General features: G+C 48.3%; 13 protein-coding genes. 3 read left to right on the top strand and 10 right to left on the bottom strand.

Annotated elements, in window-relative coordinates:
• Nucleotides 1-552: 552 nt before the first annotated feature.
• From FS818_RS26030 to FS818_RS26000, 7 genes are all read right to left on the bottom strand, one after another.
• Nucleotides 553-1,107 (bottom strand): GNAT family N-acetyltransferase, encoded by a 555-nt coding sequence (locus FS818_RS26030; RefSeq protein ID WP_145336088.1) that lies wholly within the window; start codon nt 1,105-1,107, stop codon nt 553-555.
• A gap of 182 nt (nt 1,108-1,289) precedes the next feature.
• A complete protein-coding gene (locus FS818_RS26025; RefSeq protein ID WP_145336086.1) occupies nt 1,290-2,897 on the bottom strand; it encodes a response regulator in 1,608 nt (535 codons plus the stop codon).
• The gene (locus FS818_RS26020; RefSeq protein WP_145336084.1) at nt 2,894-4,783 is read right to left on the bottom strand and encodes a cache domain-containing sensor histidine kinase; all 1,890 of its coding nucleotides are present in this window, start codon (nt 4,781-4,783) and stop codon (nt 2,894-2,896) included. The genes FS818_RS26025 and FS818_RS26020 overlap by 4 nt, the downstream gene beginning before the upstream one ends.
• A 27-nt stretch (nt 4,784-4,810) precedes the next feature.
• Nucleotides 4,811-5,659 (bottom strand): carbohydrate ABC transporter permease, encoded by an 849-nt coding sequence (locus tag FS818_RS26015; protein ID WP_145336082.1) that lies wholly within the window; start codon nt 5,657-5,659, stop codon nt 4,811-4,813.
• On the bottom strand, nt 5,656-6,606 hold the full coding sequence (locus FS818_RS26010) for a carbohydrate ABC transporter permease (RefSeq protein WP_397351819.1): 951 nt from the start codon (nt 6,604-6,606) through the stop codon (nt 5,656-5,658). Before FS818_RS26010 ends, FS818_RS26015 begins: the two co-directional genes overlap by 4 nt.
• A 133-nt stretch (nt 6,607-6,739) precedes the next feature.
• Nucleotides 6,740-8,071 carry an ABC transporter substrate-binding protein gene (locus FS818_RS26005; protein ID WP_145336080.1) on the bottom strand — a complete coding sequence of 444 codons (1,332 nt, stop codon included), beginning with the start codon at nt 8,069-8,071 and terminating at the stop codon, nt 6,740-6,742.
• A gap of 221 nt (nt 8,072-8,292) precedes the next feature.
• Nucleotides 8,293-10,593, bottom strand: coding sequence for a glycoside hydrolase family 88/105 protein (locus FS818_RS26000; protein WP_260989976.1), 2,301 nt, complete (start codon nt 10,591-10,593; stop codon nt 8,293-8,295).
• Between the two features lie 367 nt (nt 10,594-10,960).
• On the opposite strand from FS818_RS26000, the gene FS818_RS25995 reads away from it, so the two are divergent.
• Complete coding sequence (locus FS818_RS25995) at nt 10,961-11,788, top strand: methyl-accepting chemotaxis protein (protein ID WP_145336078.1); 828 nt, start codon at nt 10,961-10,963, stop codon at nt 11,786-11,788.
• A gap of 189 nt (nt 11,789-11,977) precedes the next feature.
• Here the strand turns inward: FS818_RS25995 and FS818_RS25990 are convergent, their stop codons facing one another.
• Nucleotides 11,978-12,802: an endonuclease/exonuclease/phosphatase family protein gene (locus tag FS818_RS25990; protein WP_145336076.1), complete on the bottom strand. Its 825-nt coding sequence runs from the start codon at nt 12,800-12,802 to the stop codon at nt 11,978-11,980.
• Between the two features lie 256 nt (nt 12,803-13,058).
• Between FS818_RS25990 and FS818_RS25985 the strand changes: the two genes are divergently transcribed.
• Both FS818_RS25985 and FS818_RS25980 read left to right on the top strand, forming a co-directional pair.
• Nucleotides 13,059-14,804: an SWIM zinc finger family protein gene (locus FS818_RS25985; protein WP_186375605.1), complete on the top strand. Its 1,746-nt coding sequence runs from the start codon at nt 13,059-13,061 to the stop codon at nt 14,802-14,804.
• Between the two features lie 5 nt (nt 14,805-14,809).
• Nucleotides 14,810-17,839, top strand: a complete 3,030-nt coding sequence (locus FS818_RS25980; protein ID WP_145336112.1) for a DEAD/DEAH box helicase — start codon at nt 14,810-14,812, stop codon at nt 17,837-17,839.
• 127 nt (nt 17,840-17,966) lie between these two features.
• Here FS818_RS25980 and FS818_RS25975 read toward each other — a convergent pair whose 3' ends face one another.
• Together FS818_RS25975 and FS818_RS25970 are read right to left on the bottom strand one after the other, a co-directional pair.
• Nucleotides 17,967-18,434, bottom strand: a complete 468-nt coding sequence (locus FS818_RS25975) for a hypothetical protein (protein ID WP_145336072.1) — start codon at nt 18,432-18,434, stop codon at nt 17,967-17,969.
• A gap of 134 nt (nt 18,435-18,568) precedes the next feature.
• The gene (locus FS818_RS25970; RefSeq protein WP_145336110.1) at nt 18,569-20,026 is read right to left on the bottom strand and encodes a glycoside hydrolase family 1 protein; all 1,458 of its coding nucleotides are present in this window, start codon (nt 20,024-20,026) and stop codon (nt 18,569-18,571) included.
• Nucleotides 20,027-20,054 lie beyond the last annotated feature (28 nt).

The following is a 20,054-nucleotide window of genomic DNA, read 5'->3' as shown; positions in this document are numbered from 1 at the left end:
AACCTTCACGTCATTCTGCAAGCAGAATGTTTACTCACTCGTTGTTCAGTTTTCAAAGATCAAACTTGTTCAGTCACTGTCACTCATTCGCTTCAGTAACTTTTATATCATATCATTTCCGAACCAACTTTGCAAGCTTTTTTTCAAGTTTCTTTCGAAGCTTATTATTATTTGCTTGCCGCACCGCGTAAGCTGTGTTTTCTTGGCCGGATTTAGAATATACCATAACGTACAACCCTTTGACAACTTGTAAAATATCCCAGTAGGTATTCTTTTAAAAAGATTACTGATTACTATTATATAAGAACCTCAACACACTTGTATAATGAATATTGATACTACACTAATATGTTGCATTGTTTTAAATACTTATTACTGCTCCTGCACATCAATTAATAGAATAAGAATAAGCAGGCCATTGTTTCCTTAATGATTATCCTCATGCCTGCATCCATCATATCCCCCTCTCATCCATTGTTATAGATAAAGCTAGCCTTGGTAGCATGTACTCATTTATTCTAGTCTCTAAACAACCGCACTTACTTCCTCACCCTACTTCATCCCATCGGAAAATCTGGCCATTACCACGGTATCGTAATACTGTCCATCCGCATGCCGTCGATCTCGCTTGAGTACACCTTCAATTTCAAAACCGGCTGCCTCATATAATCGTATCGCTTTATCATTCGTTGCAAGTACCTTCAACGTTACCTTTTCAATCCCTTGTTGTTCTACCCATTGTAAAGACGACTCCAATAACTCTCTTCCTATGCCATATCCCCAGAAAGAACGGGCAACACATACTCCAAACTCAACCTGATGCGAAAAACGCTTTAACTCAGATCCGGCACACCTGCAGTACCCGACAATGTCACCTGATGCCACTGCAACCAGAAACAGATGGTTACGCTTTGCGGTATCCATGCGAATCAGCTCTCTGAATCCAGCAACATCAATGAAGGCTTCTCCCGCTTCACGATCCATGTTTTCCGTCTCTCCGTCCAGCTGCACACGAAGTGAGCACAACGTATCCGCATCCTTTTCCACGGCTGAACGAATGGTATATTGCATCCCTTTGACTCGATACTCCCGGTCATCAATGATCATCTTGCCCCTCTCACACCTTTCACGCTTATCATTAAACAACATTATCTACTCCGGTTAGGGTACATTCTATACTCTCGTTGCGTCATTCTCCACTTAATAATGCTCTTTTCAGTGCAATTACCTAATTCAATCTGGCTTGAAACCCCGAATCTTCAACTTGCCAGACTGACAACTCTTCCACCTCAACCCACCTCTGACGGGCTTTTCCCCGTTAACATCTTGAACACCTGGCTAAAATACGTCGCATTTCGGAACCCCGTCATCTCACTGACTTCGTACACCATATAATGTCCCGACTGCAAAAGCTCCACTGCCCGCTGGATACGATACCCGTTCAGATAGCTGACAAAATTCTCTCCCGTTACCCTTTTGAATAGCTGGCTTAAATACTTGGGGTGCACAAAAAGACCTTTAGCAATGGACTCAAAACTGATTTCCTCTGCATAATGCTCCTCTACGTATTGTTTCACTTGTGCGATAAGCTTGTTGCTTTTCTTCTCCCCCATCTCCTTCCGGATCTGCTCCAGCCATCCCTTAATGACGCCATCCATCCAGTTTATGAGATCATGCAAGGCATATTTAGACTGTATTTCACGCAGAAAATCACTCATCGTGAGTGGCGGTGTCAGCAACGGATGTTGCTTTTTCCAGCTGTGCATCATCGTATCAAATAAACTAACCGCTACCACCTGGGTATCCTGAATGCTCGCACAGTTCCCCTCATGCAGCGATTGGAATAGTTGATGCCAGACCTCCTCCGCCTCATTAATACGTAGATCAGTCCACGCCTCATCCCACTGATGGAGCAGCAAAGAATAATCCGTCATACTCTGCTCCACCCCTTCCGCTGTTTCCACATGATATATGCGGTTTCCGCCCTGAAACTCGGCTCGTTCTACAGCTTCCCTGCTCTCCAGATAAGAGTCGATAACCTCGCAGGGATGATCTTTCACCCGACCAATGCCGGCGCTAACTTCAATTTTCAGATACGTAAAGATTTGATCAATCATCTGGCCTACGAGAGCCTGCAAGTCCTCCAAATAATCCTTGTCTCCGAGCATAACGAGCACAAATACCTGATCGGAATAATCCACCACCTCTACCTGGCCATTTGCCATCCTAGCGGCCTGCTGCTTTACGGTCTCCTGAATGATATCCGCCGCTCCATAACGTAACAGTTGCCAGTCCCGCTCTTTCATACGTGTCATAAACCCCGGACGATTCAGCTGCAAACTGACTGCACGAACTTTATCATAGATTGCAAATCCGATATATTCCATCCGTGCCTCGGGTAATTCGTCCGCTCGATAACGTGTAGTCAGCAACTCATGAAGGAACTGTTTGCGTAAGTATGGGAGCACGCGTCCCGCTTCTTGTTTGTACGTCCGCTCCAGCCGCTCTCGTCGCTCTCGCACATCTTGTTCCAGTAACACCTCCCGCAGCACTGACTCAATCTCCTCCACCTCTGCTGGCTTTAGCAAAAAGTGATTCACGCCCCAGCGCATAGCCGCTCTGGCGTTTTCGAATTCGTCATATCCGCTAAGGATGATAATCGGCAAGTGGGGATAGTCACGCCGCAGTTCCTGCGTGACTTCAAGCCCGGTCATACCCGGCAAGTATACGTCGGTCATGACAAGATCGGGATGCACGCGGTGGAACAGCTCAAGTGCGTCCACCCCGTTTGCCGCTGTACCAGCAATACTCAGGCCCAAGGAGGGCCAGTTAATATGCTCGGTCAGCGCTTTAATAATATGCGGGTCGTCATCGACAAGCATAATGGTTTTCATCATTTTTCACCGTCCAGCCACAGATTTAATTGCTCTTCGGTCTCAATGCGCGGTAGTGTAATCTCCACTTCGACACCGCCTGAACTTCCATTCCGTAGTTGCGCGCCATACCTTTGTCCACAATACAACTGAATGCGTTGATGTACATTACGAACACCGATACCGCGCGCATCCTCCATGTTCCAATCCTCCGGCAAACCTTGTCCATTATCCGTGATTCGAATGGTGATGTCAGCAACAGATCCTTCCGCCGGGGCAATACATACTTGGATACGCAACGTTCCTTCTGATGGATGCCCATGCATCACCGCATTTTCAATAAAGGGTTGCAAGATGATCTTGGGGATGTGGCACCCACGTATACGTGGGTCAATGCGCTCCTCATATTGAATCGAGAACGGTAAGCGTTCAGATTGAATGCTGACGTAACAACGGGCATGCTCTAATTCATCCCTTACACGGATAAACAACCGGCCCCCACTCAGCCCGATCCGTAGCAGCTTGCTCAATTGCACAATCATACGACTAATGTCCTTCGCTTCATAATCAAGTGCACGCCAGTGAATCATATCCAGCGTATTGTATAGGAAATGGGGTTTGATCTGAGCCTCAAGCAAGCTGGTTTGTGCTTCCCGTTTCGCTCGGCTCTCTTCCTTGACCTGCTCCATCAGCATCGTAAGCTGTGAAGCCATATGGTTAAAACCATACGCGAGATGGGCGTACTCCTCTGTAAACGACAGTTTTACACGCGTATCGAAGTCCCCTTTTTCAAGCTGTCTCATTCGTTTGATCAGTTGGCGCAGAGGCCGAATAATCTGCCGTACAAACAAATATGCAAGTACAGCCGAGCATAACAGTCCAAACACGGCGATGCCGAGAATCTGCCAACCTGCTTGGCGCACCGGGGATAACAAGGTATATACAGGAATGGTCTGCACAAGACGCCACTGAAGCATAGCAGGTCTGGAGTACAGCACCAACTCTGCTCCACCCGGTTGACCTGATACCACCTCGAATCCATCTTCCCCAGGCCGAGCATGCTCCTGAATCCAGGCACTATCTATAATAGAAGAAGATGAATCGGTCCCGTCCACCGTTCCTTGAATTATAGTCTGTTTTTCTCCAGAACGTGATCGATCTTCTTGATCAGACGCACCTGCACTCCACCCTGACGGATCCGCTTTCCCCATCCGCATCACCACATTGCCTGCGGTATCGACCAGCAGCACTTTGCCATCGAGCACCATTGGAACATCGGCAAACCTGCGTACGATATCCGCTCTGCTTAAACGAATGAGTACGTAAGCGACCGTCCCCCCTCGACTGTCATAGATGCGCTGTGCATATCCCACTAAAGATTGCCCTGACTCATTTTCACCTAACGGAACCCAGGCTGCGTCCGCTTTATCCAGTGCTGCAAACCATGAATCATTCGATATAACATCTACAGGGAAAATACGGTCAGCCATCGTCACCGTCACTTCATTAAAGGCATCGGTGTACAGCTCAATCGAGGTAATCCCTTCACTCACCACCATGGTATGATCCAGAATTTTTGAAACCTCTCTCCGCTGATGGATCTGTGCCAACCTGCCCGTACGGGATGTATCCAACAAATTGGACAGCTCCCTGTTGCTTGCAAGCCCATAGGCCGTGCCTGTTACCCCAGTAATAAAATCAAAGCCCCGCCTGGTGCTCTCATTCAAAAGAGCAAGACGTGCTTTGCTGATTTCGGCAAATGTGACCGCCGAGAAGGATTGGTAGGCCAGCCATACAATAATGGAAACAAGCAACAAATTAAACGCAATAAAGCAAGTCACCATCAATGTGGAGAGCTTGCTTTGTTGCAACTTTTGAAGAATGTAGGTAGACCATCTTGTTTTTCGCACTCGGAATCAACTCATTTCGTCTTGGAATTACCCTTTGAGCCCAGAGGTCGCGATTCCTTCCACGAAGTACTTCTGACACACGATAAATACGATAAAACATGGCACAAGGGATAAAACAGACATTGCAAACATCGGACCCCAATCGGACTGTGAGCTCGAATCCAGGAACAGGCGTAGTCCCAGCGGAACGGTGTACTTGCTCACATCGCTCAGGTAGATCAATTGACTGAAGAAATCATCCCATGTCCACAAGAACGTAAAGATCATCGTCGTTACCAGTGCCGGAAAAGCGAGCGGGATAATGATTTTGGTATAGATTCTTACCGGGCCACAACCGTCGATCGTCGCAGCTTCATCCAATTCCCGAGGTAATCCCCGGAAAAACTGTACCATCAGGAAGATGAAGAATGCATCCGTTGCCAGCCATTTTGGTACAACAAGCGGCAAGTACGTATTCACCCACTCCAACTTATTAAAGAGAATATACTGCGGGATTAGCGTAACATGATGCGGTAGCATAATCGTCATCAGCATTAGCCCGAAGCAGATCGCTTTGAAGCGGAAGTTTAGCCGGGCGAAGGCATAGGCGGCCATCGAACAGGAGATCACATTGCCCAGCACGGCTCCAAGCGACAGAACGACGGAGTTGGTCAGAAATTTGGAAAAGGCATTCCCCTGAGCACCGGACCAGCCTGTCATGTAATTTTGCCAATTCCACTCCTTTGGCCAGAACCAGGTCTCCGTAAAAATCATATGCCCCGGCTTGAACGAACTGCCCAACATCCACAGAACAGGATAGAGCATCACAAGGGCAATACCTGAAATCAGTACATGTTTGGTGACAATCCATGCTACGGAGTTACGTTGTCCAATCATGATTTTCCACCATCCTCATAGTGTACCCACAACTTGCTGCTGCGGAATACGAGCAATGTAAATACGCCGATCAGGATTACCAGCACCCACGCCATGGCAGAAGCATAACCCATCTGGAAGAAGGAGAACCCTTTTTTGTATAGATAGAGAGAGTACATCAATGTGGAATTTACCGGACCCCCGCTGCCGTTACTGATAATGAAAGCCTGTGTGAACGATTGAAAGGACGTAATCAGCTGCATAACTAAGTTAAAGAAGATGACAGGTGACAGGATCGGCAACGTGATATAGAAAAATCTCCGCATCGGACCCGCACCGTCTACCGCAGAAGCTTCATCATACTCCGGTGGAATCTGTTTGAGCCCTGCCAGGAATATGATCATGGATGAACCGAACTGCCATACAGACAACAGAACAATGGAATACAGTGCGTACTTCGGATTAGCAACCCAGTCAGGTGCTTTAATGCCTACCATCGCCAGTACGCTGTTGAGCAATCCGTCACCGCCCAGCATTTTGCGCCACAACATTGCGATAGCTACGCTACCTCCCAGCAATGTCGGGATGTAATACACGGTGCGGTATATGCCAAGTCCGCGAATGCCTTTGTTGAGCAGCATCGCGACAAATAGGGCAAAAATCAGTTTGAGTGGAACGGAGACAGCAACGTAGGTAAATGTCACCTGAAGTGACTTGGTGAACAGCTTGTCAGACGTAAACATGGTGACGTAGTTATTCAGACCGACCCAGTTCGGGGCCGCCAGGATACTATAATCTGTAAAGGAAATGTATAACGAAGCAAGCATGGGACCCAGGGTCAGAAATACTAATCCGACAAGCCAAGGGGCGAGAAAAAGCAGTGCGGCTCCATTATGGGCGTATCGACGTTTCATGCGCCGGGCGGCTACTTTCTCGATTCTGGCTTGACTGACCTGTGATGTCGTCATTTTCGCAACCTCCCCGCAGTATTTGAAGTTAATCAGAACGATTTCTGCCAGTTGTATCTGTAAATATATCTACGCGATATATTTACAGATACAGATACAGGTTAAACTCGTCTAGCTACAAGTTATATTCTCTTTACTGGCTTGATCCAAGCGTTGCTTTGGCACCCTCAATAAACTGGGCAATGATGTCCGTCATACTACCTTGGCCAAAAGCGATCTGTTCGCTTGCACTTTTGAAACTCGTGTCTACTTCAGCAAAACCTTGCGGGTATGGTGGGCTAATTTCACTGGAATGCTTTGATACAGTGTCAATGAATTGGAAAATGACTTTTTCTCCCTCTGACAGCTTCGGTTGCATCTGCTCACGGATGCTCGCATTGACCGGTACACCGCGCTCTGATCCAAGAATCGCTGTCGCTTCAGGGTCATTCACCATAAAGTCAATGAACATGGCTACTTCTTTTGGATGTTTGGATTTGGCATAACCGGACAGGAACTGGCCTGGCTTCAGATACTCGCCGATCCGTTGTTCGTTCACACCATGTGGCAACACTTGAATGCCAAGCTTATGATCCTGGTTTTTGTTCACTTGTTGGAACGTAAGCAGTTGGTTGGACCACGCAAAGTCCATAGCCGCTGTACCCAAAGAAATCGGTCTGGTTTCAAGTGCATTTGTTGTGGAAGCAGCGACTTCAGCGGATGTAGCCCCTCTGTTCTCACGCAACGCAGCCCACATCTCAAACCACTCTTTTAATTGGTCGCTTGTTGCCGTCATGGTACCATCCTCGAACAAACCTTTGCCGGACTGGCGTACAAATACCTCAAACATATTCGTAGCACCGGAAATATCAGCCGAACCGTAGAATCCGTCTCCCTTCGCCGCAGCAATCTTGGCTGCAATGGCCGAGAAGTCCTCCCATGTCCAGCTTTCCTTCGGCTCTTCAATGCCCAGTTGCTGGAATAATGTTGCATCGTAAATGACACCTGGCGCATTCACCCCAAGGGTGATGGCATATAATTTATCGTCGATCGATCCGGCTGTAATCATGCTCTTGTCGTGGTCTTTGATGCGTAGCTCTTTATCTGCATAAGGCGTCAAGTCAAGCAAAGCACCGCGCCGTGCAAAGTCCGTCAGAAACGCGTAATCCATCTGGATGATATCCGGAGCGTTCGAGCCTGCAACCTGAGTCGTAAGTTTGTCAAAATATCCATCCCAGCCCGAATATTCAGCTTTAATCGTAATGCCTGGATGTTTCTCTTCAAACAGTTTAATCACTTTGGTTGTCAGATCATGTCTGGTCTGTGATCCCCACCAGGTCATGCGCAGTTCAATTTTGTCGGAAGCACCGCCTTGGCCTGATTCACCGGAAGATGCCGGTGTGCTTGAGGTTCCTCCAGAACAGGCTGTAGCGAATAATAACAGGGACAGGCAGAACAGGGTTACCCACTTTTTGTTGATGATCATGAATGAATTTCCTCCCCTTTTTGCTTATATGAAATCGCTTACAAAACTATTGTAATCGCCTGTCCCTTTACATGACATAAACAAAAGTAAGCTATCCTGTCAAAAAAGTAAGGGGTTCATCGGAAAGAAAAACCACCGGAAACCACATTCCCGGTGGCGCTCATTCCTTCATGATGGACAAGGAGTAAAATGAAACAGCTAGGAAGCTGGTACGACCTAGTTTAACCGGAATGCACGGCAGAAGCTGCAGACTTCGCCGGGCGCTCCGATAAATATTTTTCCATTTTGGCTACCTCTGTTCCAGCCAGCATCATAATCCCGATCCCGTGATTATCATTCGTAACGGTACGCAAATCTTGATCGTAGTATTCAGCCGTGAATGCATATCTTGAGCCGCTACATACACCATGAACGTTCCCTTGACGGTCAATGGCGTTGCTTACCAGTCCCTTCCAGGCCCGTTGAGCCGCTGTAACGTATGCCGAAGGATCTTTAAACCAGCCGAAACGCACACCACGTGCGAAACCATACGCAAACATGGCTGTACAGGAGGCTTCCAGATACGTTTCTGAATGATTCAACACCTGATGCCAGAGCCCGCTTTCGCTTTGCAGTGCTGCATAACCCTCGCATAGCTCGTTGAAAAACTCGATTAAAGCGGGACGCTCCGCGTGATCTTCAGGCAATGCCTCCAGTACTTCCGTCAGGGAGAAAAGAGTCCACCCGTTACCACGCCCCCAAGGAATCTGAGTCGCCTGTTTATATTTGAAATCATATACATGAGACATGATCTTGTATTCAGGCATAAACAAATATTTGCGATACAGTGAAAACTGTTTGGCCGCCTCATCGAGTGCTTCGGATTTCCCTGTCACACGAGCATACCGCACCAAGAATGGTGTACTCATGTAAAGGTCATCCGCCCACATCGTATTCTCGGCATATTCCCCAGCACATGTGCGATAGAACGCCCCGTCCGCTTGACGCTCCAAACGGTTAAGCATAAAGTCTGCGATTCGTTCGGCAATGGGAAGGAAAGTTGGTTCCTTGCATTCCGTATATGATTCCAACATCGCTGAGCCGAAGGAACCACAGTTGTCCAACATTTTCAACATAATTAACTGCTGATTAATAGAAGGGAAACCATACTGCTCACGATCCCATACAGAGTACTCATACATCCGGGTGCATGACTGTACATGTTCTGCGGCATAACGCGTAATATCTGTTCTTTGCATATATCGTCCCGCCTGGAGCAGGCCATAGACTGTGACACCCAGCGGGTAGTCCCAACGTCCGTAGTTGGTTACACTGCCCACGGTCCATTTATTGCTCAGCATCGCATTTTCATAATAAGGTCGGATGAACGTGTCTGGCCGATCCAAACGCCAGTACGTCCGCTCTGCTTGCGAAACGCCGCTCGTCCCTGTACCTTGCTGTCCTGCATTAGTCCGGTACACGCGATCCAAGCGCATCAAGTCTGCAAGTTCCGGCTCGCCTCCAGATTCAAAAGGACCTGCATAGAACCAACATTCCTCCAATGCTCCCTGCACTCGTTGCGGAAGCTCCAACTGAAGAGACTCCGTACCGACGGAAGCTTTCAGGTCAAATCCCCATGAGCCAGCACCGGCTTGACATTCACTTCGTACCAGAAGATCATTTCGGCCAAATGCGGCTTCTACCTGCACTTCAAACGATCCTGCATTTTTTATTGTTGCAACCGACTTGTCCCCGAGCCAGATCTGTATTGGACCAGAGGATTGTCCGGATAATCGAACTGGACGTCCAGAGGTATCACGATTGTTCAGGTGCGTCCATGCATAAGCATGTCTGCCCGGAAGCAGTCCATAGATTCGTTCCAAAGCCGGTTTATTCCGATCGGAAGCAGACCACTGGGTCTCTGGCAACCATTTAAGATCACTCTCTCCTTGACTCGCGAGCAGGTTTGGCTGGGCTTGTGCGGATGTCACAGGTTCAGAGAAGACCCATCCTGCTTGACCCGAACGCTCCTGAAAAGGAGAAAGCACATTAAGAATACGTACTTTGCCCTCATCAGAACCGAACTGGCATCCGAATCCGGCAGGGGTGTTTTTCATCTCCAGCCACACGGTATTCCAGCCAGGCTGAATGTCAATTCCAAGCTTCACCGTGGCATCTGGCGTTATCTCATCAATGACCGTAGAACGGTAGATCAACTCGCTGTTAAAATAAAAACGGACCGGTCCATAGCAACGTACCAGCACATCGAGATTACGGTTCTCATCCCCCCATACCAGTGCTGCGGCATAGGAGATGTGATCTTTCGGCGCATTTGGAAAGCGTTTACCAAGATTCAAATCATAAAGCCCTTTATCATTTTGCAAAATTCCGGAGTGCTGAAACGCCCGATATACGAAATCGGCCTGTGCATTAGCACCAATATATCTTTCGGCAAGCACCTTCAATACCTGCTCCTGATCTTCTCCAAATCGATAATACATGCTCTGCGGTTCACTGAAATACGTTGTCATTGAATGCCACATTCCTCTCATGTTGAAGTACTTCTCCATCTTATAAAGCCCATGCTTGTTTACAGGACGTTGTTCACTTATTTTCAGGATATAGATATAGCGCTTAACCTCAGTAAGGTTGCCCCTTTGTGGGGATGACAAAAGTATTACTTTTAACATTCATACCGATTAATAATCCTAGTATAACTGACATAGCTCATGGTGGCTATAGATTTTTGTTTACGCTTACAATACAATCGAAAATCCTCTCTTCGCTCACCAAAACCATGAAATATATGGTACCTGTTACAATCATGGTTAAAAGAAATTCGAGACGTAGCCGATATATATGAGGTAGTTTAATAACAACACATACTATTTTGGAAAGGACAGATTTATATTGAATACGCTAGAATCTCTGGTCAATTCGATGCCCTTCGTACGTCAAATGTTCCGTGATGATATCTCCATATCGATCAATGATCATGAAAAGGTATTATATTTCTCCGAAGCCCAAAGTCTAGATATTGGTGTAAAAGCCGGCGACGAACTACATGATGACTACAAACATTTCAAAATGCTAAGCAACAAGGATTCCCGCACTATTGTACGTATGCCTGGTGATCTCCAAGGGAGGCCGTTCGATTCCATCCTCATCCCTGTAAAAGAAAACGGACAAGTTGTCGGCATCCTGGGGGTCAACTATGCACTTGATAATCACCTGACACTGGAAACGCTGATTAGCGAAAGTGAAACAACAATCAACTCCCTTGTTGGCGGCATTCAGCAAATTGCAGCTCATTCGGAGCAACTGTCAACAACCTCGGAGGAAATTTTGCGAAATTCTAAGAAGGCATCCGAAAATTCAATTAACGTCACAAAAGTCACTAACGTGATTCGTGAAGTGTCCGAACAAACCAATCTACTTGGATTAAACGCAATGATCGAGGCCGCTCGTGTCGGTGAGCAAGGAGCCGGATTCGGCATCGTAGCTAGCGAAGTACGTAAACTCTCCGATCATACAAAACAAGCTGCATCGGATATCGAGACCTCTCTGGGCAGTGTGCAGCATTCCATGAAATATATGGAACAAGAAATTGGCCAGATTACGACAGCAACTGGAGATCAAGCCAAGCTTGTGACAGAATTTATGCAGAGTATCGAACAACTGAGCGAGACCAGTACGAATTTGAAAAAGTTTGTACAGCAGATGCTCGCGCTTGAGTAAACTTGAGTAATTTACCCTAGTCCTCACGAATTACATAAGAAATAGTCCCATCAAGACACACCTAGAGCCTCCGCTGTCATTCCCTGTTCGGGAAATGAGCGGAGGCTTGCTATGTACATGATTGAATATAGCATTCAGGCGTACACGGGAAAGAGAATGTACGTGCGAAAGCATACACTCGGAAGATCCTTATATCTCTACCGCAACACCAAAATGATCGGATACGACAGGCCCATTTTTACCATTTAACACAACGTTGGAGGTTTGAGCCTGGATAGGACGATTCGAGAAAATATAATCAATCCTTAGCGGTTGTTCATTATTCGCCCAGCCGGCAATCGCTTTGACTACAGTAGCTCCGTCGTCTTTTTGCCTGGCTGTCGTGTACAGATCATTCCAGCCATGCTCCATCATGTAATCGTAGCCTTGTCCACGAATCTCCGCCACATTGTTGAAGTCCCCCATCAGATACAACGGTTGATGCATATATGGTGCAAGCGCACGCTCGGTCAAATCCCATTGTCCCTTAAAAGGTTCCTGTGCATCATCCCACCAGTTATAATGTCCATTCACAAACCATGTGGATGTGGACTCACCTTCCGGGGTAGTCTCAATCCCGACGATTTTGCGTGTTCGATAGTTGTCATAATCCCGCATGTGGGATACGTATTCGCCGAATGTACGAGTAATGGGTGTTCGGCTTAGAATCGCCAGCCCCTCATCGTATGTACGAAACCCGATATGTGTTGGAATCCAGGTCCAGTAATACGTCTCGGTCAACTGCTGTAGGAGGACATGAGCGTAGTTATCTTTTTTAATCGTCACATCCGCTTCGGTTGCTGTATACGTCTGCAATTCCTCTTGGGTCAGCGCCGTTTCTTGAATCGGCTGGTTTACCTCTTGCATCGATATGATATCAAATTGATGTGTATTGATAAAATCAGCCAGTTGGCTGATCTTGTACCGTTGATTTTCTTCCGCCCAGGCATGGACATTTAATGTAAGGATTTTCATCTCTGTGCTCGCTCCTGTTGTTGAATATAGTCTTTATATGGCCGCCGCGCAGCCAGTACTGCTCCTGAAACGAATACATACGTTATAAGATAAGCATACACAATATGGAGTATTCGTGCAGTAGTTTCCGATGACGTCTGCACGAGCTTCTCCAGAACTGATATGATAGAAGGTATAATGGAAGGATTGAAACTCTAGGCCGTGACGTCGAAGACGTCATCATTAGTTAACCATGTATACCCCAGGAGATGGAATGATGAACATACCTAAGGATCAGATCATGGATGACACGCAGTGGCAAGCACTGATTCGTGAAGTTGCAGCTCTCTTCAACAACCTGACAATCATGCGTGGATTCCAATATTATAAACAGAAACGTGTTGGATCTATAAACTTCAACGATGCTCAGGCTATTACCGCCGAGGTACAAGGATCAGAATCTTACGAGGTCGTGCTCCGTATGCAGGACTTGTCCAGCAGTTATTGTGCCTGTCCGGTTAACTCTCCATGCAAACATATGGCCGCTGTATTGATGAGTTACGCCGAACAGCAAGGACGCCCCGTTCCTGCACTGGTCAATGCACATGCAAGTACTGCCTTGAAACAAACCAGCAAACCGGTAGGTTCTACTTCTGCGAGAGCTTACAGCTTTGGCGATGTTACGAAACAAGAGGAAGCTATCCAAGACAACTCTTCGGATGGCTACCAGTATAGCGAGATTAAGGAGCGGGCAACCGAACTCGCCGGAATGGACATTACGGAATGGCACGAACTATTTCGAGCGAGCCTCAAACGACTCGGCACAGGAACAGCAACGACGGCCTACGTTCAGGAAGCCGCGGATGAACTATACGCGATCAAACCCAAGATGTCAGTAGCGATGGATCAGCTGTTTGAGCTACATGTTCAGCTTTATCTCATGCGTTACTGTATACCGCCCGCGCGCAATTCGATTACGCATACTCCTGTGTATTTAAGTTACCCTGCCCAGCTGGCAGTAGACGCTCTCCAAAAAGGAATTGAGACCCTTCTGCTCCAGTCGCTGGACTTGTCCGGATTGAAGGGCACGGCACTTGAACAATTCTGGGCAAGGCTGGACGAAACTTCGGCTTATTTGCGGACAGAGATGTTGCCGGAGACAGCAAATATGATGTTCTTCACCCCTATTTACTCTAAGCTGTGGCTAAACTGGATTGTGCCCTGGCTTCGAGGTAGACAGGCAATGTTGGAGTCAGAACTACTTCTACTGAACGAAGCAGAAGCAAAGATCCTTTCGTCTGGAGGAGCTGTTACCGGCACAGAGAAGAACGCCAGAAAAGGAACTTTGCCATTGCCTCTTGTTCTGGCACAGAGCTGGATGTACTACCATCTGGAACAAGATTCATCGGCTTGGCAGAAACTCATCCATGGTAGCTCAGCTTATGGTATTCCTCCAGAACACCTGCTGTACTTTCTCCATACATTGACCGATGCAGCTGAATGGACACGTCTGTCCGAATGGCTGGTACAGCTCGGGCCTCTGCTCGCAAACCGCCGTAATGCTCCTTTACAGGATTACATGCGATTGTGGGATATCGCGATTCAGCATGTCCCGGACGCCGAGCACCGGATGTGGGACACGCTGGTCAGCATGCTTCCCCACTCCAGGCCTGCTTATGAGGATGCCATGCATTCGCGAGGACAGTGGCGCAGATGGATTGATTTTCAGCTGAGTACAGGCACTGAGCCTCTCGAATTCCGAGTAGCCGTATTGCAGCCCATTGAGAAAGATGCCCCTGAGTTGCTTTTGCCGTTCTATCATCAGGCGGTGGAGCGTTATATCGTGCACAAGAACAGGGATGGTTATAAAGCCGCAGTAAAGTTGCTGAAACGGCTGTCCAAAATATACAAAAAAATGAAGCAAGAGGAGCCGTGGGAGCAGTTCATCACTGCACTGGCTGTTCGCAACAGCCGTTTGCGGGCCCTGCAGGAGGAGCTTCGGAAAGGTAAACTGATTCCATGAGTCTAATTCACCCTTATACCGAAACGATTGAGGTACACGTAGCTTTGACCGGTTATGGCGACGCGCTATTTTACGGTGCCCTGAATACACATCACTTTGTGTCAGGCCAGTCGTTGAAGCAGCGTCTATTCGCATGGCATGCTCCCTCCTTTTACGGTACGGAGCTTGAAATCCGACAGATTGAAGAGATTGAGCTTGTCGTCTTGCCTGCGGAAGAGGTTCTCCCATTCTTTGCGGAGATGAAGACCCTGATTCATATTGAGTGGAAGTGGGATGAGCAGGCCGAGTACCTGATCCGACTAGCCCCAATACTGTCCTCGTCTATTGATCATCGCAAGTATGTACCCAGCTTTGAGGCTTATCGTGCCGGACAACTGCAATGGACGTGGGACTTGGATAGTCTGAAAAAGCAGGATCTGGCTGCACTTCACCAAGCCATGCAACAGACGGACGAAAGTTTCGCTGAAGGACTTGGCGCAGCTTACTCCGCTGCTGTGTTCCAGCGCTGGTACAGCTCCGAAGAAGCGGCCACCGACCTACGGCGGGAGTTCCCGCAGCTCTTCCCCGAGCGCGGAGTGCTTCCGCGAACAGGTGGTCTTGATGCTCGGTCGTGGCTGGTGTCCATCGGCTGGAAAGCCGATGCTGCACCCTTCCGCCCGATGCTGCAATTGCAGGAGCCGGATGAGGACGACTTCTCATGGCGACTGCGTTTGGTATTACAGAACAAGCTGGACGCCGCTGTTCTCGTGCCAGTCATGCTGGATTCACGCGGACGACTGGAGGGCGAGTGGCCCGAAGGTTGGACGCCATTTATTCTGGATCGCTCGGCTGGCTGGCTGGATCAGCTACGTGCGCAACTGCCGCGTCTTGGTAGCTCCATCAGCGGCAGACGAGATATTCTGAGCGATCCGCTGGATGATCAGCAAGCCTGGCAGTTCCTGACCCAAGAGAGCGGTCGCTTGCTAGCCGCCGGATGGCAAGTGCTGTTGCCGGGCTGGTGGGAAGCCGCCCGGAAGAAAAAACCGAAGCTACGAGCCAAGGTAAAACCGGAGGAAGGCAGCGAGCGGGGCCAATCGTTCTTTGGATTGGACTCCATCATTCATTTTGACTGGCGCATCGCCATTGGGGACAGTGACCTTAGCGAAGAAGAATTTGCAGATCTCGTCGCCCGTAACGAACGCCTTGTTCGATTCCGCGGCGAATGGGTGCCGCTCGACCCCGATCTGCTGGAGCAGATTCGCAGAGCCATGGGCGGCGTGGATCGGGAGCAAGGACTCTCGTTCCAAGATATTCTGCACCTGCATCTGCTTCACAATGAACAGCGGGAATATGCCAAGCAGAAATGGAAGGAAGGTCAACAGGCTGAGGGCGAACAGGAAGCAGAGTCATCTCAGACCAGCGAAAGCATCCGGCTTGAGGTGGAGTTGAATGATCATCTGAACCGGGTCATCGCCCAGCTTGGAGGCGGACAAGGGGGAGCTCCTTCCCTGCCCGTTCCGGACGGACTACATGCAGAGCTGCGTTCTTACCAGAAGGAAGGTTTCGCTTGGCTTGGTTTTCTGCGCAGGTTCGGCTTAGGTGCTTGTCTTGCGGATGATATGGGTCTTGGAAAAACGATTCAGTTCATTACGTATTTGTTGCACATCAAAGAGCATGAGCCAAGACTGCCGGGACAAGCCCCCGCCCTTCTGATCTGTCCAACATCCGTACTCGGGAACTGGCAGAAGGAAATTAGCCGTTTTGCTCCCTCCATCCGTGTCAGTCTGCATTACGGGGCACGTCGGTTAAACGGAGAAGAATTCCGGGAGCAAGCCGAACAGTCGGATATTATCATTACCTCTTACGCCACGGCGACGCTGGATCAGGAACTGCTGGAAACCTATACATGGGCGGCCATCTGTCTCGATGAAGCACAGAATATCAAGAATGCCCAGACGAAACAGTCCGTGGCTGTACGTAGCTTCCCGGCGAAACATCGCATTGCGCTCACAGGTACCCCGATTGAGAATCGGTTGTCTGAGCTGTGGTCGATCTATGATTTCATCAATCCGGGTTATCTGGGCAGTGCCCGGGCATTTCAAACCCGCTTCATCAGTGCGATTGAAAAGGATAAGGATGAACAGCGCATGCAGGATCTGCAGCAGCTAGTAAAACCTTTTATGCTTCGCCGCAAGAAAAAAGATCCGAATATCCAGCTCGATCTGCCGGACAAAAATGAGATGAAAACGTATATTCACCTCACAGGTGAACAGAGTGCATTATATGACCAATCCGTGCAAGCCCTGATGGATAAAATGAAAGAGCTGGAGGGTATCAAACGCAAAGGCGCGATTCTCTCCGCGTTAACCCAATTGAAGCAATTGTGTGACCATCCACTCTTGCTCACCAAGGAAACGTTGCCTGAAGAGCTGCCTGCAGATGACCCGGCAACCTCAACTTATGATGTGTACAGCCCGCAGGACATGGCGATGCTGATCAGCCGCTCGGCCAAGCTGGAACGGCTGATGGAACTTGTCCGCGAGCTACGTGATGAGGGGGAACGATGCCTTATTTTCACACAATATATCGGCATGGGGCAGATGTTACAGCAAGTGCTGCGGCAGGAGCTGCAAGAACCTGTACTCTACCTGCATGGCGGCACGTCGAAGACAGCACGGGATCGCATGATTGAGGAATTCCAGTCTCGCACACTGCCTGCGGACAAGCAGCCTTCGGTCTTCATTCTGTCGATTAAGGCTGGCGGTGTCGGCCTGAATCTGACAGCAGCCAATCACGTCTTCCACTTTGACCGCTGGTGGAACCCTGCGGTAGAGAATCAGGCGACAGACCGGGCCTATCGGATGGGACAGACCAAGGATGTACAGGTGCACAAGTTTATCTCTCTCGGTACACTGGAGGAACGCATCGACGAGATGCTGGAGAGCAAGCAACAGCTTAGCGACAACATCATCACCAGCTCCGAGAACTGGATTACCGAACTGTCGACCGATGAACTGAAGGATTTATTCACGCGTCGCCGGGACTGGTCTGGTTAAACTTGGGGGCAAAATAAAAAAAGAGCGAAGCTTTGGAATGATGATTCCATCTTTGCTCTTTTTTGCTTTTGTAACGTTGTGGTTTGTGATTAAAGTACCATTCGAAACCTTGTTTTAGATCCCGGTCTTAACGCATGTTGCCAATGATGGAGGATCTGGAGTCTTGCATTTTTTTAATGAAATTAGTCATCAAATCAAAAGCTTCATTCCGCTTGTTGGACATGGACTGTAAACGAAGCATGTCCATTTGTTGCGAATTGCTGAGAGCATCAATCTGCGCTTTTAGCGTTTGCACTGCGGCTTGATCCCCGTTTTGCTGAGCTACTTGCAATTTTGCATTCAGATCGGCGATCTGTTGATTCCGGTTCTGTACCGCTTGAATTTGCACTTGTAATTGAGCATCCAGTAGTTTAGCACGTTCTTGCTGCACCATCATCAATGCCGTTTCAATATCCATGGAGGAAATGTCCACGCTGGATAACGAAGATATCGGTTGAATCGCATAACTGCTTGCTGCAGATGCCGAAGTAACAACCGATACAGCTGCAATTGCCGCAACAGCTGTTGAAGAGAGAAGCTTGATTGACTTTTTCATAGAATAGACCTCCCGACATATGTAGAAGACATCTGGTGAAGATTGACATCATTCGACATGATTATACCAGAAGGCCCAGGACTTTAAATCTATTTATTTTAAATTTCAGATAAACTCCTGCAGCTCGGAATGTGCTATAACTCTGCCCCATTGGTGCGGATCACGTTTTGATACCAGTAGAACGAGTCTTTGCGGTATCTTTTCAATGTACCCTTACCGTAATCATCCTGATCCACATAGATAAATCCGTAGCGCTTACTCATCTCGGACGTGCCTGAACTGATCATATCAATCGGCCCCCACATCGTGTACCCAAGCACCTCGACGCCATCGGCGATAGCAAGCCCCATCTGTTCAATGTGTTTGCTCAAAAAATCAATCCGATATGGATCATTCACCGTGCCGTCTTCGTTCAGCGTGTCATAAAAACCGGAACTGTTCTCCAGAATAAACACAGGCTTATGATACCGGTCATAGACCAGATTCAGTGTATAACGCAGGCCGATCGGATCAATCTGCCATCCCCATTCGTTTGCAGGCAGATGCGGATTTTTGTATACGCTGTGCACGTTGCCTGCTGTCAGCTCAAGCTGCTCGGTATCGCTGCTGGAGATCATGGAATTGTAATACGACATGCCTACAAAGTCAGCCGTATGTGCCCGAATTCCTTCCAGGTCGCCATCCTCAATGCGGAGCTGAATGCCTCTATTTTTAAAATACGTCTTGCTGTAGTAAGGGTACTCTCCTTTGTTGAGCACATCCAGATAAAATTGATTTTTCATCTGATCATCCTGCTGCATCTGGAGCGCATCCTCCGGCTTGCATGTGTACGGATAGGTGGTGAAATAGGCCACCATGCTGCCAATCTGATTATTCGGATCAATCTCATGTGCCAGCTTGGTTGCTCTGGACGCAGCAACAAACTGGTGGTGTAGCCCTTGGAAGAGCATTTCCTCATAGTTAGGCGCGTCATACTCAATGATGCCTAGCGTTTTTGCCGACGCTTTTACACTCATATTGATCTCGTTAAACGTAACCCAGTATTTCACTTTGCCTTTGTAGCGATTGAACAGCACTTCGCAATACTTCACATATAGATCCACGAGCTTGCGGTTATACCAGCCACCGAACTTGTCCATCAGTACAATCGGGGTATCGAAATGGCTGATCGTAATCAACGGCTCCATGCCGTGCTTCAAACATTCATCAATGACCTGATCGTAGAATTGCAACGCCTTCTCGTTTGGAGTAGCATCATCCCCGCCCGGAAACACTCTCGCCCACGCGATGGAATAACGGAACACTTTGAAGCCCATCTCGGCAAATAAAGCAATATCCTCACGGAATCGATGATAAAAATCAATTCCCCGCCGTTTCGGATAGTTCGCCGCGTTAGGGTCGTTCCGTGCTTCCTCAATCATGTCCCAGTTCACCCGAATCTGCTTGGTCACCTTGCGGTCGTTCTTCTCGTTAAACTTCATGACCTCGGGAATGGTCAACGTTTTGCCATCCACATCATAAGCACCCTCTGCCTGACAAGCAGATAACGCACCGCCCCATAAAAAGTCTTTTGGAAAATGGGATTTGCTCATATTCGTCATTGTTATTTCCTCCTGTTAT

The organism is Paenibacillus xylanexedens, assembly GCF_007680605.1.
GTDB classification, from domain to species: domain Bacteria; phylum Bacillota; class Bacilli; order Paenibacillales; family Paenibacillaceae; genus Paenibacillus; species Paenibacillus xylanexedens_B.
The sequence above is the reverse complement of the archived record's forward strand: the minus strand, read 5'-3'. Positions and strand labels throughout refer to the sequence as shown.